This window comes from Providencia sp. PROV024 (assembly GCF_032709665.1).
Taxonomy (GTDB): Bacteria; Pseudomonadota; Gammaproteobacteria; order Enterobacterales; family Enterobacteriaceae; genus Providencia; species Providencia huashanensis.
This window is the reverse complement of sequence record NZ_CP120545.1, coordinates 1,782,562-1,799,403: the sequence shown is the minus strand read 5'-3', so window position 1 is coordinate 1,799,403 and position 16,842 is coordinate 1,782,562. Positions and strand designations below refer to the sequence as shown.

The 16,842-nt window shown below is 40.1% G+C and carries 13 protein-coding genes; 10 read left to right on the top strand and 3 right to left on the bottom strand.

Translation table 11 applies throughout. The features are described 5' to 3' along the window. The first annotated feature begins 565 nt into the window (after positions 1–565). Together P3L56_RS08225 and glpX are read left to right on the top strand one after the other, a co-directional pair. Complete coding sequence (locus tag P3L56_RS08225; RefSeq protein ID WP_042844172.1) at positions 566–1,489, top strand: AEC family transporter; 924 nt, start codon at positions 566–568, stop codon at positions 1,487–1,489. Between the two features lie 148 nt (positions 1,490–1,637). Continuing rightward, positions 1,638–2,615 (top strand): class II fructose-bisphosphatase, encoded by a 978-nt coding sequence (glpX, locus tag P3L56_RS08220; RefSeq protein ID WP_395346575.1) that lies wholly within the window; start codon positions 1,638–1,640, stop codon positions 2,613–2,615. 47 nt (positions 2,616–2,662) lie between these two features. Here glpX and dtpA read toward each other — a convergent pair whose 3' ends face one another. Further along, positions 2,663–4,135: a dipeptide/tripeptide permease DtpA gene (dtpA, locus tag P3L56_RS08215; protein ID WP_042844175.1), complete on the bottom strand. Its 1,473-nt coding sequence runs from the start codon at positions 4,133–4,135 to the stop codon at positions 2,663–2,665. 961 nt (positions 4,136–5,096) lie between these two features. Here dtpA and P3L56_RS08210 point away from each other — a divergent pair. Continuing rightward, positions 5,097–6,125, top strand: a complete 1,029-nt coding sequence (locus P3L56_RS08210; protein ID WP_210831978.1) for an SEL1-like repeat protein — start codon at positions 5,097–5,099, stop codon at positions 6,123–6,125. Positions 6,126–6,365: 240 nt separating this feature from the next. On the opposite strand, the gene dpiA is transcribed toward P3L56_RS08210, so the two are convergent. After that, complete coding sequence (gene dpiA, locus P3L56_RS08205) at positions 6,366–7,046, bottom strand: two-component response regulator DpiA (RefSeq protein WP_042844177.1); 681 nt, start codon at positions 7,044–7,046, stop codon at positions 6,366–6,368. A gap of 1 nt (position 7,047) precedes the next feature. Continuing rightward, positions 7,048–8,676 carry a sensor histidine kinase DpiB gene (dpiB, locus tag P3L56_RS08200; RefSeq protein WP_048606926.1) on the bottom strand — a complete coding sequence of 543 codons (1,629 nt, stop codon included), beginning with the start codon at positions 8,674–8,676 and terminating at the stop codon, positions 7,048–7,050. 368 nt (positions 8,677–9,044) lie between these two features. Here dpiB and citC point away from each other — a divergent pair, with 368 nt between their 5' ends. From citC to P3L56_RS08165, 7 genes are all read left to right on the top strand, one after another. Beyond that, the gene (gene citC, locus P3L56_RS08195; protein WP_240133354.1) at positions 9,045–10,121 is read left to right on the top strand and encodes a [citrate (pro-3S)-lyase] ligase; all 1,077 of its coding nucleotides are present in this window, start codon (positions 9,045–9,047) and stop codon (positions 10,119–10,121) included. Further along, positions 10,118–10,414: a citrate lyase acyl carrier protein gene (gene citD, locus P3L56_RS08190; RefSeq protein ID WP_042844180.1), complete on the top strand. Its 297-nt coding sequence runs from the start codon at positions 10,118–10,120 to the stop codon at positions 10,412–10,414. Before citC ends, citD begins: the two co-directional genes overlap by 4 nt. After that, positions 10,414–11,310, top strand: coding sequence for a citrate (pro-3S)-lyase subunit beta (citE, locus tag P3L56_RS08185; RefSeq protein WP_048606922.1), 897 nt, complete (start codon positions 10,414–10,416; stop codon positions 11,308–11,310). Before citD ends, citE begins: the two co-directional genes overlap by 1 nt. Positions 11,311–11,320: 10 nt before the next feature. Further along, entirely contained in the window at positions 11,321–12,847 is a 1,527-nt protein-coding gene (citF, locus tag P3L56_RS08180; RefSeq protein ID WP_166686070.1) for a citrate lyase subunit alpha, read from the top strand. Between the two features lie 2 nt (positions 12,848–12,849). Continuing rightward, complete coding sequence (gene citX, locus P3L56_RS08175; protein ID WP_166686069.1) at positions 12,850–13,389, top strand: citrate lyase holo-[acyl-carrier protein] synthase; 540 nt, start codon at positions 12,850–12,852, stop codon at positions 13,387–13,389. Then, positions 13,376–14,308 carry a triphosphoribosyl-dephospho-CoA synthase CitG gene (citG, locus tag P3L56_RS08170; protein ID WP_129465808.1) on the top strand — a complete coding sequence of 311 codons (933 nt, stop codon included), beginning with the start codon at positions 13,376–13,378 and terminating at the stop codon, positions 14,306–14,308. The genes citX and citG overlap by 14 nt, the downstream gene beginning before the upstream one ends. Before the next feature lie 205 nt (positions 14,309–14,513). Continuing rightward, the gene (locus P3L56_RS08165; RefSeq protein WP_048606916.1) at positions 14,514–15,947 is read left to right on the top strand and encodes an anion permease; all 1,434 of its coding nucleotides are present in this window, start codon (positions 14,514–14,516) and stop codon (positions 15,945–15,947) included. Positions 15,948–16,842 lie beyond the last annotated feature (895 nt).

Here is a 16,842-nt window from a genome sequence, read left to right as displayed (position 1 = left end):
CTAGAATAGGGTTTTGTGATTACCGCTAGTGTAGATAGCATTGATTATCTTGCCAACTCAATGTAATAAACTGTTACAAAATAACCCTTATACTACGTATTTAGTTGAAAAAATACGCTTCCTACCCTTTCAATCTCAGTTACTAATACCCCCATTGAAAGTTTTAGTAACTAAGAAAATCCTTAATCATCATTTAATGATGATTTGACATATTAAATTAACACTTACCTATTTATTTTTAGTTCCTCTAATTATAATTAGAGTTGCTCTAAATAACAAAATTAGTCTAATTATGATATTTATATCATGCTTCCATGCTTCAAATATTCATACAGAAAAACACCATCTTTAAACTATGGTAGTTATTTATTATTTTATCAATTATGATTTCCATCAATTATAAGTTTATCTATTGATGGAGGTTAAATATCTACCACTTCCAACGTGAAATGAGTTTATTTAAACCACAGTAATATGAGAGATATTCGATACCGCTTTAGTATGAACAGGCTCATAACTAATTATTGACACATCAAAATCTGACGAATAGTTTAAGGAAAATATAATGCTACTCCACATTATTCTAGCCGCCCTTGGTCCTATCGTTTTAGGGTTAGCTGTTGGTTGGTTATCAGGTAAATACGGTTTTATTAAAAGAGAATATTCACAAGCATTCGCTGACTTTGTTGTCAAAATAGCCTTACCATTTGCATTATTTTTAGCCGCCGCACAAGCACCACCCTCTGTACTCTTAAATATTGATTATTTGTTAGCATTGGCCGTCGGTTTAATCGCTACATACATTATTGGTTTCATTTTCGGTAAGTTTATCTTCCGACACAATAAAAAAGATGCAGCAATGCAAGCGCTATCTGTTTCTTTTCCGGATATGGCTTATTGTGGACCACCAGTCTTACTAGCTACTGTCGGTTCATCAGGTTTAATTGCTATGGTGCTAGGAAACCTTATTTATACGGTGATTATTATTCCATTTACTTTGCTGATGATCAGTGGCTCGCAACAAGGGCATAGCGTGATTAAATCAATCGGTAAAGCTATTGCCCAACCTTTAGTATTCCTTCCTATTTTAGGCGCCTTGCTCGCTATTTTTGGTGTTAAGTTACCTGAAATCTTACAGAATTCAGTCAATGAGCTTGGTAAAACGGCAGGAGGTGTTGCTTTATTTTTCCTTGGTTTATTGCTATCCGGTATTAAGTTAACTATTAGCAAAGAAATTATATTTAACGTTTTTATTAAAAATTTTGTTCAAGCCGCGTTGATTTTGGCAACAGGTCTTGCAGTAGGTTTACAAGATGACCTCCTAAAAGCCGCCTTTATCATTGGCGTATTACCCACCGCCACTGCGGTTCCCGCCTTAGCAATCAGTAATCAAGCTTATACTGAAACCTCCGCAGGCACCGTGTTATTAAGTACACTTGCCGCTTTAATCTCCATTATCGGTGGAATCGCTATTGTTGAAATGCTTTAAATTGAGCGGCGGGTTTATATTCACCCGCCGCCCCTCAACTTTTCCCCGTTGATTTAATCACCAATTATTTGCCAGATAGATCACAAAAAACGTATCATATCCCTAAGTACTTTTCTTTTATGCACCTGGGATATTTATAAAAATGAAAATTAGTGATGAGTTAGCTGTTGCTATTGCTTCCGTCACCGAAGTTGCCGCTGTTGCTGCCTTCGATTGGGTTGGTAAACAAGATAAAAATGCAGCCGATAAAGCCGCTGTAGAAGCCATGAGAAATCGTCTTAATGAAATTGATTTTCATGGTAAAATTGTGATTGGTGAAGGTGAAATTGATGATGCTCCGATGCTTTATATCGGCGAGCAAGTAGGTAAAAAATCAGGCACCCAAGGGCTCGATATTGCGGTTGACCCCATTGATGGCACTCGTATGGTTGCGTGTAATGAACACAATGCCATAGCCGTACTGGCTGCTGCTCCAACAGGTTCATTACTCCAAGCACCAGACATGTACATGGAAAAACTCGTCGTTGGTGCCGCTGCAAAAGGGGCTGTTCATCTCGCTAATCCCCTCGAAAAAAATTTAGAATTCCTTTCCGCTGCATTGAATAAACCCATTTCAAACTTATCAGTCGCAGTATTAGATAAACCACGCCATCAGCATATCATCAAAACCATTCGTAATTTTGGTGCTAACGTGATTGCCATTCCTGATGGTGATGTATTGGCATCATTGCTGGCAATACTACCCGAGCATTCAATTGATATGATGTATGGCACTGGTGGCGCACCTGAAGGCATTATTAGTGCGGCCATCGCTCGTGCATTAGGCGGTGATATGCAAGCAAGATTGGTCCCTCGTGACAAAGCAAAGGGGGATAGCGAAGAAAATAAACTACTCGCCGCTCAAGAAGCCATTCGATGCCAGCAAATGGGCATTGAGATTGGGGAAATTTTATCATTAGAGCAAATGGTAAATACAGATGATGTGATTTTTGCCGCAACGGCAATTACGCCAACAGTGTTAATGGGCGGAATTTCAACAGATGCTTATAGCCGTTTTTCAAATACCCTTTTAGTTAACGGCCGTGACCGCTCATTAAAAATCATTAATAACCGCTTATTTAATTAGCCTTTCCATGATATTAAAAAAGGGCCTTTCGGCCCTTTTTTGAATCATTATTCTGCGCGTTCCAGCGTCATACGATTTAACAATGGTGCAGTTAACACCATGACTATCGCAATAGCCCCTGTCACTAAACCAATCTTCAAGAATACATCACTGTACACCGCTAATGACTCAAGCTTACTGGTCAGCTCCCCTTCTGGCGCTGCTGCCATAGAAGCGACATAACCCGCAATAAATGCAGCCGCTGAGTTAGTTAAGAACCACGCGCCCATAATAAAGCCCATTAAACGCTGTGGAACTAACTGAGCTACCATTGCCAGCCCAAGACCAGAGATCATCAGTTCACCAATGCTTTGAAAACCATAACAGATAATCAACCATTCAACAGAAACAATCCCCGCTTCGTTTGCAAATTTGGCGCCAAGCGGTAGTACTAAGAATGCCGCAGAGCATAACACCATACCAATCGCGAATTTATGCGGCATGGGTAAGTTATCACCCATTTTATTATAAATTGCGGCTAATATTGGGCTACCAATCATAATCCATAATGGGTTTAGTGCTTGATACTGTGCAGGTTCGATAGAAAAACCAAACACTTCATGCTCTACGTTATGTAATGCAAAGAAGTTGAGTGAGGTTGGCATTTGGCTATACAAAACAAAAAAGACAATTGCTTCGAGCATCAAGATCAGAGCCACCACCATGCGCCGACGTGCAATCCCCTGAAGAGCTAGCGTTTCTTTAATAAAGATAACCAAAATACCTAAAGAAATAACCGCTAATGCTGTACGCGCTACCCCTAGGTTATGCAATAACCAAGTCGAAATTGCAATCAAGGCAATAACACCCGCGACTGTTGCAACTAACCGTGAAATAATGACCGGAGCAAAGTCAGGTTTTGACCCATGTTGGGAAACCCACTTCTTACACATATAGAAGTTAATCAGCGTAATAATAAGGCCAACAACACTGAGTGAGAATGCAACATCCCAACCATAGTGTTTTGCTAACCACGGTGTTGCAAGCATAGAAAAGAATGAACCAATATTCACGGACATATAGTACATGGTAAATGCACCATCTAACCGCGGATCATCTTTATCATAACAGGTTGATAACAGTGATGAAGGGTTCGCTTTAAAGAGGCCGTTACCAACGGCAATAGTCGCTAAACCTACATACACCATTGAGACATCATGCCCTGAGAAGGCAACAAACGCATACCCCGCAATCAACGTTAATGTTCCAAGAACAATAACCCGTTTTGTACCAAGTATTTTATCGCCTAACCAACCACCAATTGCAACAAAGCCGTAAACTAATGCCGCAAATGCAGAGAATAAAGTGATGGATTCAGTTTCTGACATACCAAGAACTTGGCTAAGATATATAGGTAGAATACCTTGTAAACCGTAGTAACCAAAACGTTCCCAGAGTTCGATGGAAAAGATGAGATAGAATGAGCGAGGTTGCTTAAACGCGTTAAGACTGACTTCCTCTTTGTTATTTGTTGTGGACACAAGTTACCTCTAGTACAACCTGTAGATATGCAAAAAAAACCACGGAACGCTCTATGCGCTCTCGCATTGTTATTACCCCAAGAATTCAACGTCGGAAAGATTCACTTTTGGTAGGAGGAGCATCATTCCTTGATCTCAAAACAAACAAAACTGTGTGCAAACTTGTTTCTGGATCTCAAGCATAAATTCAATGAGTTAAAGCACATTTGATTATTTATTCAACGTTGACTGGTAGATAACCCGCCAAGAACGCAATAATCAATTAAGCCATATACGCTATTTATGCACCAAAATTAAAGAATTAGCTAGTATTAATTACTGCATGGATAAAATCTTATCGTGATTTACTTCAATTTTTAACAAAATAGCGAAACTATCAACGCCCACTATTTAATCACTTGTATACTTAATGTTAAGAATATTATTCTACCATGAAACTATCACACCACCGATTATTAACATTAGTGATATGAACGAAAAGCATAATTCAAATAAATAAAAACCAAGAATATATTGAGTGCAAGAAAATGGTTCGAGGGTTTAATGAGTGGGGAAAATACGTAAAATTTTGACAAAAAAAAGCCCAGTAACAAACTGGGCACAATGCATTCTACTCAAGGATCTTTTTACTAAATCAAACTATCACTACGTAGGTGCATTATTACATTACTTCGTGTAAAGAAATGAATGATGAGGGTAAATATATGAATGTTTACGCAAGCAAACAGTATATAGATACTAGTAAGACATGCTAATTTCAGAAAAAGTTCATATTTTTTCTCTTTTTTTATTTTTTCACTTTTTTTATTTTTTCACTTTTTTTATTTTTTCACTTTTTAGCAATATTTAACCATTTGATTTGATAATCATAATGTACAATTTGCTTTAACCCTTGCAGGTCTGAACAAAACCAAATAAGTTACCCGCTAAACTGTGACAAAACCAACATTGAGGTCGCCTTGTGAAAAAAAAACTTCTTCCTTTAATTATCATCGGCAGCCTCTTTGCACACTTAGCTTTTGCTGAGCCTACGCCAACCCCTCTAGATGAAAAAACATTATTAGGGTTAGCAAATGAAGGGCAAGCCGAAGCCCAATTCAATTTGGCCATGTTTTATCAATCCAATAAGCAATTTGAAAATGCAATAAATTGGTACCTCTTATCAGCCCAACAGGGGTTTACAAAAGCGCAAATTAACCTTGCGCTCATGTACCAACAAGGTACTGGCATCCCAAAAGATGAAAAACAAATGCTGCACTGGATGAAGATAGCCGCTGAAAACGGCGACCCTATTGGCCAGATGAATATGGCAGAATACACCTTATATGGTATCGATAAGGCTCTTGAGAAAAACCCAGCAGAAGCAGAAAAATGGTTAAAAAAAGCGGCCGAACAGCAATTTCCAACGGCTATGTTAACCCTTGCTTACTGGTATGAAGAAGGTAAAGCAGTAACTAAAGACCCGCAGAAAGCACAAAAAATATACCTTGAACTTGCTGAGAAAAACCATCCACAAGCCCTCTACTTGCTTGGCTATCAATCCGCAACAGGTATGTATGACAAAGTCAATTACCCACAAGCTTTCCAATATTTTACTCGCGCAGCGGAGCAAGGCTTTTCCCCTGCTCAAAATAGTTTAGGTATGCTGTACCTAACCGGGCAAGGCACCGAAAAAGATCCCCAAGCGGCAATAAAATGGCTAACTTTGGCGGCCGAGCAAGGTGAGGTTTCCGCACAATTTAATATTGCGCTTATCTATGCTCGCGGTGATGGCATTAAAACTGACCAGACTAAAGCCTGTCACTGGTTTATCAAAGCGGCGCAGCAAAATAGTGCTGATGCCCAATATGCAGCAGGGGCATGCTACCAGTATGGGATGGGGGTTGAAGCCGATGATAAAAAAGCGCTACGTTGGTATAAGCTTGCCGCCGCTAAAGGTGATGAACGAGCTGCAAAAAAAGTATTAATTTTGGAAAACCAGCGCAAATAACTTAATGAGGATGCAATTTATGTGCAGCGATAATTGGATGGGGCGAACAAACGTTTTTATAGGCATTTCGCTTTACTCTCATAATGCAATTTAATCTACATGCCCCCCATTTAACTCCCTTTTATATCATGACGTTATCGTTACCCATTGAGCCAAAGTGGTGCTATATACAAGAAGTTCTGCATTGAATATATACCCCATGCAGAACTTTTATCGATATGCGCAGATTAATATAAACATTCACATTTTTCTACGGTAGACTCGCTGTGGTCGCCCCACTTTCCCGTATTCAATTTCAGCCTCAATTTTATTTTTTGCCAAACAATATTCCAAATAACGCCTTGCTGTTGTGCGGCTCAATTTTATTGTTTCAGCGATACTTTCAGCTGTATATTCTGCTTCTGAATCAGCAAATAGCGCTAATATTTTTTCTAATGTAATGATGTCAATCCCCGTCGGTAGCTCTTCTTTCGATTCACCACGCGCATAAGTATTAAACATATCATCAATTTTACTTTGGTTAGTTTTACTATTCGCTTGCAGAACAGATTTACGTTGAATATACCTATCTAATGTTTGCCCTAAACGCTCATAAGCGATAGGTTTCACTAAGTAGTCAAAAACCCCTAAGCGAATTGCCTCAGAGACCGTTTCCATGTCGCTTGCTGCGGTTGTGAAAACAATATCTGCGTTGTTTCTTTCTTGTATTAATTCATGAACCAAATCAATACCTTTACCATCAGGTAAATAGTTATCTAATAAAATTAGATCGGGTTTCATATATTCAATCATTTTCCTAGCTTCAGCTAGGTTCCCCGCAAGCCACACTTTGTCACATGCAGGGTACGTTTTTATATACTCGCCATGCATTTCTGCCAGAAGTAACTCATCTTCCACTATGAGGATTTTTATCTTAATCATTTTATATCTTCACTTTCGGAATAAAAATTGAGAATACTGTACCATGCGGTTGATTTTCTTCAATAATCACCGCGCCATTACAGCGCTTAACATAAGATGCAACTAAATAGAGCCCAATACCATGGCCATCTGTTGCATCTGTCTTGGTTGTCACTCCACGTTCAAACCATTTATTTTGAAGCTCTTCGGGGAAACCACAACCTTGATCCACAACTTCAATAACTATTTCCTTTCCTTCATCAGAAAGGTATAACTCGACCTGCTTATTCCCTTGGTTGCTTTTCAAACTTGCTTCAAAAGCATTATCCAATAAATTACCCAAGACAGCACAAAATTCAGTACTGTTTAATGAATCAGGTAAGTCGCGCAGTTGGCTACCCGCCGTAAACTTTAATTGTAACCCTAGCTCTTTGGCTCGATGATACTTACCAAATAATAAGCCAGCAACTTGCTTATCAAAAAATTGCCTGCGTAACGTATCAATCAATTGTTGTTGGGACTCTGATTCACCTTTAATTAGAGCCAAAGCTTGGTCATACTCTTTCATCTGCAATAAACCACTTAATGTTGACATCCAATTAAGGTGTTCATGGCGTAGTGTGCGTAAATTTTCAACATACTGACGCACTTGTGTTAACTGAGAATTTAAGGATTCAATATCATTTTGACTACGAAAGCTGATTACAGCCCCCACAAGTTGCTCACTATCACGAATAGCTACTCGATTTGCAATCACATTTAGCCCATTAAATTCACAAATCACATCATGCCGAGTTGTCGCAATATCGGTCATAAAAAAATCAGCGGGCGATATTCTTTCTGAAACGCGCATACCCGTTAGTTGCCCTAATGGCTCACTCAACATGAGCATTTTTCTAGCATTCGAATTGATATTGATAATCTGCCCTTGGGTATTAACAGCGATGACCCCTTCAAAAACGGCATCAAATATCCCTTTTTGTACTAACACTAATTGTGTAATTTCCTCTGGCTCCATGCCTAACATTTGTTTCTGTATTAGGCGTGAGAATGCCCAAGATAAAAACAATAAAATAATCAATATACCGAGAAACGTAGCGCCAGTTTGTACAAATAGTTCACTGCGGGAGGTGTCAATTTTATTGGTTAAATAACCAATAGAAACCACCCCGATAACTTTACCCTGCTCATCAAAAATGGGCGTTTTTGCTCGTACCGCATTTCCCATCGAACCTTCACCATTGATGAAGTAACTTTCGCCCCGCTCCAATGCACCTGGTTTGTTCCATTGCATTTTGTAGCCAATTTTCTGGCTGTTTGGGTGATATAGGCGAATCGAGTTTTCATCACCAATCACCACATAATCATAATTCGAATCTTGATTGAGTTTATCTGCAATAATTTTCAGTCTTGGGATATCTTTATTTTTTACAGATTGCACCACCCCTTCAATTGAAGCGATTAGCTTCGCTTGGCTCATCGCTAGAGACCTAATATTCGCAATCAACCGGCTTTCCGCAGTATCTGTAAAATATTTACCCAACCCAAACGTCAAAAAGACAGAGACAAGTAATAGAAGAAAGAATACTCGTACTGAAAACGAAATCGAGCTTACTTTTTTCAGTGAGGAGAATGCATATTCTTTTTTCATGTTAAATCTCGTTACACTATGAAAAGTAAAAAATTTGTTAAATACAAAGATAACAATATAACGGATAACTCAGGTTAAAGCCAAAGGTATAATACACATATTAATAATTAAACACATAAAAACCAAGCAATAAAAAACATATCCAATAATTAAAAACTTTAAAACCATTAAACAAATACAAACTCATTTAAGAAACATGAAATAGGTCAAGTATATTAAATACAGCTTCTTTAATATTAATATTGAAAAGGGAAATTAAATAATTACTTATATTAAGCGCACTAAAAAATTCTAAAAATAATTATTTAATTAACTTTAACATTAGCAACATTTTAAAAACATCTCTAAATGAGATGCAGGATACTATTATGTTCGAAAACATAACGTTTAATCAGGTAAAACGTCATGAGAACAGGAAACTTGCTGAAATTACTCAGTTTTTAAAGGAAAACGATTTAGAGCTTGATTCAAGTATCGACGTTTTTATTACTATAACCCGTAATGAAAAATTAATTGCATGCGGGGGATTAGCTAAAAACGTGATTAAATGCGTTGCAATTAGCGATGATGTTCGTGGCGAAGGCCTCGCATTAAAGTTAGCAACAGAACTTGTTAATCTCGCTTATGAAAATAACACAACACATTTATTTATTTATACCAAATTTCAGAACGAAAGCCTATTCCAACAATGTGGTTTTCATACTATTGCAACTGTCCCTGATGTCATGGTGCTGATGGAAAACAGTTGCTGTTATCTAAAACGCTATATTGAAAGCTTAAAAGCACAGCGTAAAGATGGGAAAAAAATTGGCGCCATTGTGATGAATGCCAATCCATTTACCCTTGGACACCGTTATTTGATAGAACAAGCGGCAAAAGCGTGCGATTGGCTACATTTATTTGTCGTCAAAGAAGATACCTCGCGCTTTTCTTATAAAGTTAGGCTTAATTTGATTGAGGCGGGCACAAAAGGGATAGACAATCTCACTATCCATAAAGGCTCTGAATATATTATTTCTCGAGCGACTTTCCCTTGCTACTTTATAAAAGATAAAACGGTTGCCAATAACTGTTATACCGAGATCGATATTAAGATTTTTCGTCAATATATCGCCCCAGCTCTTGGGATCACCCATCGATTTGTAGGTTCTGAGCCTTTTTGCCAAGTCACTAATCAATATAACCAAGACATGCGCTTCTGGCTGGAAACGGACGCTATGAATTATCCACCTATAGAACTCATTGAATTTCCGCGAATAGTCATCAATGGCACGGCGGTTTCCGCCTCGCAAGTTAGAAGACTGCTCGCTAAAAAAGATCTTGCGGCAATTAAAGCGATTGTGCCTGAAGCGACATATCAATATTTACAAGAAATGCTCGCTAACCAAGTAACAACCACAATAAACCGCACCGAAAGTTCTGAATTAGCCATAGGTGAAATATGAAGATTAAACACGCAGCAATAGCTGGCACGCTTGAATCAAGTGATGTCATGGTTCGCATAGAACCTTTAGAAGATACTCAAGAAGTTTCAGTGCAAGTAACCAGCAGTGTCGAAAAACAATTCGGTGATGCCATCACGCAGATCGTACAAGAAATGATACAGCGGCATGAAATCCAAGGTGCACAAATCATCGTTGATGATAAAGGTGCATTGGAATGCGTACTCAGAGCACGTCTTGAAGCATTATTCGCTCGCGCTTGTGATATCGACTACCTACCTTGGGAGGAAAAATAATGACTCCACAACAAAAATCACGGACACGCAGAAGCATGCTTTTTGTTCCTGGCTCAAACGCAGCGATGCTAAGCAACTCCTTTATTTATAAAGCAGATGCGCTGATGTTTGACCTTGAAGACTCCGTTACACTGCGTGAAAAAGACACGGCTCGACGTTTAGTTTACCACGCATTACAACACCCGCTTTATCAAGATATTGAAACTATTGTTCGTGTCAATGCATTGGATTCCGCATTTGGTGTCGCCGATCTTGAGGCCGTCGTTCGCGGTGGCGCCGATATTGTTCGCTTGCCAAAAACCGATACTGCGCAAGACGTTATTGATATTGAAAATGAAATTCTACGTATTGAAAAAAGTTGTGGTCGTGAGGAAGGCAGTACTGGATTACTGGCCGCCATTGAATCCCCTATGGGGATCACCCAAGCTGTTAATATTGCACATTCATCACAACGACTTATTGGCATCGCACTAGGTGCCGAGGACTATGTCCGCAATTTGCGCACCGAGCGGTCTCCTGACGGCGTTGAACTCCTCTATGCTCGGTGCGCCATTTTACAAGCCGCACGCTCAGCAGGTATCCAAGCTTTCGATACCGTTTATTCTGACGCTAATAATGAAGAAGGCTTTCTACGCGAAGCCGCTCACATTAAACAACTCGGCTTTGATGGCAAGTCATTGATAAATCCAAGACAAATTGAGTTACTTCATAACCTGTATGCACCTACTCAAAAAGAAGTCGACCATGCTCAACGTGTTGTTGAAGCAGCTGATTCAGCTGCCCTTGAAGGTAAAGGTGTTGTGTCTTTAAACGGAAAAATGGTCGATGGCCCAGTGATTGATAGAGCCCGTCTTGTATTATCACGCGCAGCATTATCAGGCATTCGGGAAGAGTGAGGCAAATAAAATGACAAATAGTACTCAGCGTCAGGCTCGCGTATCAGCCTACCTACAACCAAATACGGATGAAACTCAACAAGAATTCCAAGATATTGGCAAAATACAACAGCAGGTACAAAAACCGAGAAATCGCAAACTGTGCGATGATTTACAAGTTGCTATCCGTCGTTCTGGCCTCAAAGACGGTATGACGATTTCATTCCATCACGCATTTCGTGGTGGCGACCTTACCGTTAATATGGTGATGCAAGTGATTGCCGAAATGGGTTTTCGTAACCTTACCCTTGCTTCTAGTTCATTAAGTGCATGTCACTCCCCCTTAGTTGAACATATTCGCCACGGCGTTATTCGTAAAATTTATACCTCAGGTATTCGGGGGCCATTAGCTGAGGCTATTTCACGTGGAGAATTGGATGAGCCAGTACAAATCCATTCACATGGCGGACGAGCAAACTTAATACATAGCGGTGAGCTATCAATCGATGTAGCCTTTATTGGTGTTCCTTCTTGTGATGAGTACGGTAATGCCAATGGCTATACAGGAACTGCAAGCTGTGGTTCTTTAGGTTATGCCAAAATTGACGCAGAAACAGCTAAAAAAGTGGTCATGCTGACAGAAGAATTATTGGATTACCCACATAACCCATCCAGTATTAAACAAGATGAAGTTGACTACATTGTGAAAGTAAAACGCGTAGGCGACGCAGATAAAATTGGCGCCGATGCGACCCGTATGACATCTAACCCTCGGGAACTTCTCATTGCCCGTACCGCCGCGGATGTGATCGAAAAATCCGGTTATTTTAAAGATGGTTTTTCATTGCAAACAGGGACTGGCGGTGCATCTCTGGCAGTAACTCGTTTTCTTGAAGATAAAATGAGACGTCACAATATTACCGCAGGCTTTGCATTGGGCGGGATCACGTCAACCATTGTTGATTTACATGAGAAAGGCTTAATTCGCAAATTATTAGATGTACAAAGTTTTGATAAAGCCGCCGCAGAATCATTAGGCCGCAACCCTAATCATATTGAAATCAGTGCGAATCAATATGCTTGCTTTGATTCTAAAGGGGCCTCCGTTGATATGCTTGATGTGGTGGTACTCAGTGCGCTAGAAATCGATACTCGCTTTAATGTCAATGTATTAACCGGCTCTGACGGTGTCATTCGTGGAGCTTCAGGTGGTCATAGTGATACAGCGGTGGCCTCAAAACTCTCCATCATTGTGGCACCATTAGTTCGCGGGCGCATCCCAACCTTAGTTAATGAAGTATTAACTTGTGTTACTCCAGGCTCAAGCGTTGATATTCTCGTGACGGACCATGGTATTACAGTAAACCCAGCTCGTCCTGAATTAAAACAACAACTTGAAAGCCAAGGGATTAAAACTGTTTCAATGGACTGGTTAAGAGAACGAGCACAACTCTTAACTGGTACTCCTAATCCAATTGAATTTACCGATAAGGTCGTGGCCGTTGTTCGCTACCGCGATGGTTCGGTCATTGATATTGTTCATCAAGTGAAGGAGTAACTATGTTTTACCCACTGCCTGATACTCAAGAGCAATTTGAAATTTCCTTACCTGAACTGCTAGATAGCCGTGATGCCCGTCAGGCTCGTCAGCAACAATGGATTGGTCTCCATCAGGTAACCTTGATTTCATTTACTGTCGTTTTCCCGGGAGCGGTTAAAGATAACTCCCTTGTTAGACATGTTTTTAATCAAGGACTAAATGCGCTTAAACAAATTGCTTCACGCAGGCAGTGGGTGTTTTTATCACAACAATCATGGGCATTAAAAACAGGACCGGAATGTTTGGCTGCTGTTGATGTCGATGCAATTGAAATTAAAAAAGCGTTAATTGAAATTGAAGAGTTATCGCCAGTGGGACGGCTATGGGATTTTGACGTTTTTGATGCGAACGGACAGCAGTATTCTCGCTCACAATTAAACCTCTCTTCAAGGCGTTGTTTGGTTTGTGAGAATGAAGCTAAGGTGTGTACTCGACATCGAACACACCCACTTGGTGAGATCCTTAACCGTATTGAGGAGTTAGCTAATGCAACACGCTAAACAGTTAAACTCTATCACTGAAGAACAAGTTCAGCATTACAGCCAATTAGCTTGGCAAGCTTTGCTCGCTGAAGTGAATTTAACCCCTAAACCGGGGTTAGTCGATAAACATAACACAGGTGCCCATAAAGATATGGCACTGACCGATTTTCACTTAAGTGCCAATGCAATTGCAAAATATTTCCCTTATTTTCTACTCGCAGGGGCTCAGCATAAAGATTTACCGATAGAAAACGTTTTAATCAATATCCGTAGTATTGGTATTAATTGTGAAACGGCCATGTTCCGTGCAACTCAAGGTGTTAATACGCATAAAGGCAGTATTTTTTCCCTAGGGTTGGTGTTAACTGCAATCGGCCGTTTAATTGCCTTACAGCAACCCGTGCTGCCTCAATATATTAGTCAGTTAGTGGCAGGAATGTGTGTTGGAATTACCGATGAATTAAAAAAACCAACTGATACCCCAACGGCAGGGCACCGCCTATATCAGCAATACGGGCTAACAGGTGCTCGAGGTGAAGCGCAAAATGGTTACGCGTTAGTCACTCAACATGCACTCCCTTACTATTTACAACAACTCGCAAAAGATAAAGCAGACGATATTGCCCTACTTGATACCTTAATTTTATTAATGAGCCTGAATGATGACACTAATATTGTTAATCGTGGAGGTATTCAAGGGTTAGAGTGGGTAAAACAACGCGCTACACAATTATTACATCAAGGGATTAATACCCACAATGATTTAATTTTTGTAAAAAATTTCGATAATGAATGTATTCAGCAGAATGTCAGCCCCGGTGGCAGCGCAGACTTATTAATATTGACTTGGTTTTTTGCCCGATTAGCAAATCAACATCACGGTTTAACATTACAAAAATTCAACATTATTAATATAGGAAGAAATAAGAAAAATTAAATTAATTAAGCAAATAAAAACCAATTAAATATTTATTAATAAAAAACATCCGCTTTAGAATGAATTACTAATAAAACCAATTTATTATTTTCATTCAAGATGCAGCCATATTAAAAATTGTTATTTTAACAAATTCCTAATATTAAAGTTCATTCAATTTAATATTAAATAAATTTAATATTGATTTAATCAAGGAAATTGGCTTATGCAAAAAGAAAAAATATGGAAGCTATTTATATTAATAGCGATTCCAATTATCATTGCTTTAATACCAACACCAACTGGGCTCCCACATATTGCTTGGTTATTATTTGGTCTTTATCTTGCCGCCATTGTAGGGTTAGTATTAAAACCCTATTCAGAACCCGTTATCTTATTAGCCACTATTGCAGCAAGTGCTGTCATTATTGGTATTACAGGTACTAAAGATGTCAAAGCAAGTGAAGTGCTCAGCGGTTATGCGTCTGGGACCACATGGTTAGTATTTGCTGCATTTACACTGAGTGCCGCATTTGTAATTACCGGTCTCGGGAAACGTCTCTCGTATATATTAATAGGTAAGCTAGGCGGAACAACGCTTGGGTTAGGATATGTCACTGCTATTCTGGATTTAATTATTGCCCCTGCTACCCCATCGAATACTGCACGAGCTGGGGGAATTGTTTTTCCTATCATCAATAGTGTCGCGGTTGCTTTAGGGTCAGATCCAGAAAAAAGCCCTCGTAAAGCAGGTCACTATTTACTGGTTAACGTATATATGGTGACTAAAACCACCAGCTATATGTTTTTAACTGCCATGGCACCGAATGCTTTAGCATTAGCGATGATGACCGACATCATGGGGATCCATTTAAGTTGGGGTGGATGGGCACTCGCCGCTTCAGTTCCCGGCTTAATCATGCTGATTTTAACTCCCTTAATGATTTATAAGCTTTACCCACCAGAATTAAAAAAAGTAAATAACAAAGAGATCGCGGCAAAAGGCCTTGAAGAATTAGGCCCGATGACTATGCGTGAAAAATTACTCAGCATTGTATTTATTATTGCGCTTTGTGGCTGGATTTTTTCCGACTTAATCGGCGTAAGCGCATCCAGTGTTGCTATTGCCGTCATGGCATTAACCCTGATCCTTGGTGTTGTTACTTGGGATGATGTCTTAAAAAACAAAGGCGGCTGGAACACGCTGATTTGGTACGGTGGGATCATCAGTATGTCTGGCGTACTGACTAAAGCGGGTTTCTTTAAATGGTTAGCTGATACCATGAGCCAATACCTTTCTTTCGGCGACCAAGCCATGCTTGCCTTCTTCGTCATCATGTTTATCAGTGTCGCAATACGTTACTTATTTGCCTCTGGTGGTGCATATGTCGCCGCGATGGTTCCAGTATTCGCGACAGTCGGTATGGTAGCTGGTGCACCTCCAATGCTACTGGCTCTAGGCTTACTTTTCTCTAATGCCTACGGTGGTAGTGTAACTCACTATGGTGGTGCGGCTGCGCCTATCGTATTCGGTGCGGGTTATAACGATATTCGCTCTTGGTGGATTATTGGTGGCCTTGTCGCATTCATTAGCTTACTTGTTCATATGACTATCGGTTTAGGTTGGTGGGAAATTTTAATTAACACTGGGTTAATTTAATCCTCACTCCTTTATATAACGGTATGGGCACAATGATTATTGTGCCCAATTTAACTAAACATTATTTCTCACGCTTCTATGGTTATTTGCAGCCTTTAAGCTATCGCGTAAATATTTATCGGCTTCCCCTAAATAGTTCTCGTTGTGGCTAGGCGGCAAATGAAGGCATCCCAAGGAGCATACAAAGGTATGTGACTTGGGTAACTGAGTGTAGCCAATACCGTCACAGCGGGAAACACAACGGGTTTACCCTAAATAGTTCTCGTTGTGGCTAGGCGGCAAATGAAGGCATCCCAAGGAGCATACAAAGGTATGTGACTTGGGTAACTGAGTGTAGCCAACACCGCCACAGCGGGAAACATCAACGGGTTTACCCTAAATAGTTCTCGTTGTGGCTAGGCGGCAAATGAAGGCATCCCAAGGCGCATACAAAGGTATGTGACTTGGGTAACTGAGTATAGCCAACACCGCCACAGCGGGAAACATCAACGGGTTTACCCTAAATAGTTCTCGTTGTGGCTAGGCGGCAAATGAAGGCATCCCAAGGAGCATACAAAGGTATGTGACTTGGGTAACTGAGTGTAGCCAACACCGTCACAGCGGGAAACATCAACGGGTTTACCCTAAATAGTTCTCGTTGTGGCTAGGCGGCAAATGCAGGCATCCCAAGGCGCATACAAAGGTATGTGACTTGGGTAACTGAGTGTAGCCAACACCGCCACAGCGGGAAACATCAACGGGTTTACCCTAAATAGTTCTCGTTGTGGCTAGGCGGCAAATGAAGGCATCCCAAGGAGCATACAAAGGTATGTGACTTGGGTAACTGAGTGTAGCCAACACCGCCACAGCGGGAAACATCAACGGGTTTACCCTAAATAGTTCTCGTTGTGGCTAG

Bases quoted from the DNA above. Each gene is read 5' to 3' on its own strand.
- citX (WP_166686069.1), top strand. From the start codon at position 12,850: ATGTTTTACCCACTGCCTGATACTCAAGAGCAATTTGAAATTTCCTTA.
- dpiB (WP_048606926.1), bottom strand. From the start codon at position 8,676: ATGAAAAAAGAATATGCATTCTCCTCACTGAAAAAAGTAAGCTCGATT.
- citD (WP_042844180.1), top strand. From the start codon at position 10,118: ATGAAGATTAAACACGCAGCAATAGCTGGCACGCTTGAATCAAGTGAT.
- citE (WP_048606922.1), top strand. From the start codon at position 10,414: ATGACTCCACAACAAAAATCACGGACACGCAGAAGCATGCTTTTTGTT.
- P3L56_RS08225 (WP_042844172.1), top strand. From the start codon at position 566: ATGCTACTCCACATTATTCTAGCCGCCCTTGGTCCTATCGTTTTAGGG.
- citC (WP_240133354.1), top strand. From the start codon at position 9,045: ATGTTCGAAAACATAACGTTTAATCAGGTAAAACGTCATGAGAACAGG.
- P3L56_RS08165 (WP_048606916.1), top strand. From the start codon at position 14,514: ATGCAAAAAGAAAAAATATGGAAGCTATTTATATTAATAGCGATTCCA.
- dpiA (WP_042844177.1), bottom strand. From the start codon at position 7,046: ATGATTAAGATAAAAATCCTCATAGTGGAAGATGAGTTACTTCTGGCA.
- citF (WP_166686070.1), top strand. From the start codon at position 11,321: ATGACAAATAGTACTCAGCGTCAGGCTCGCGTATCAGCCTACCTACAA.
- citG (WP_129465808.1), top strand. From the start codon at position 13,376: ATGCAACACGCTAAACAGTTAAACTCTATCACTGAAGAACAAGTTCAG.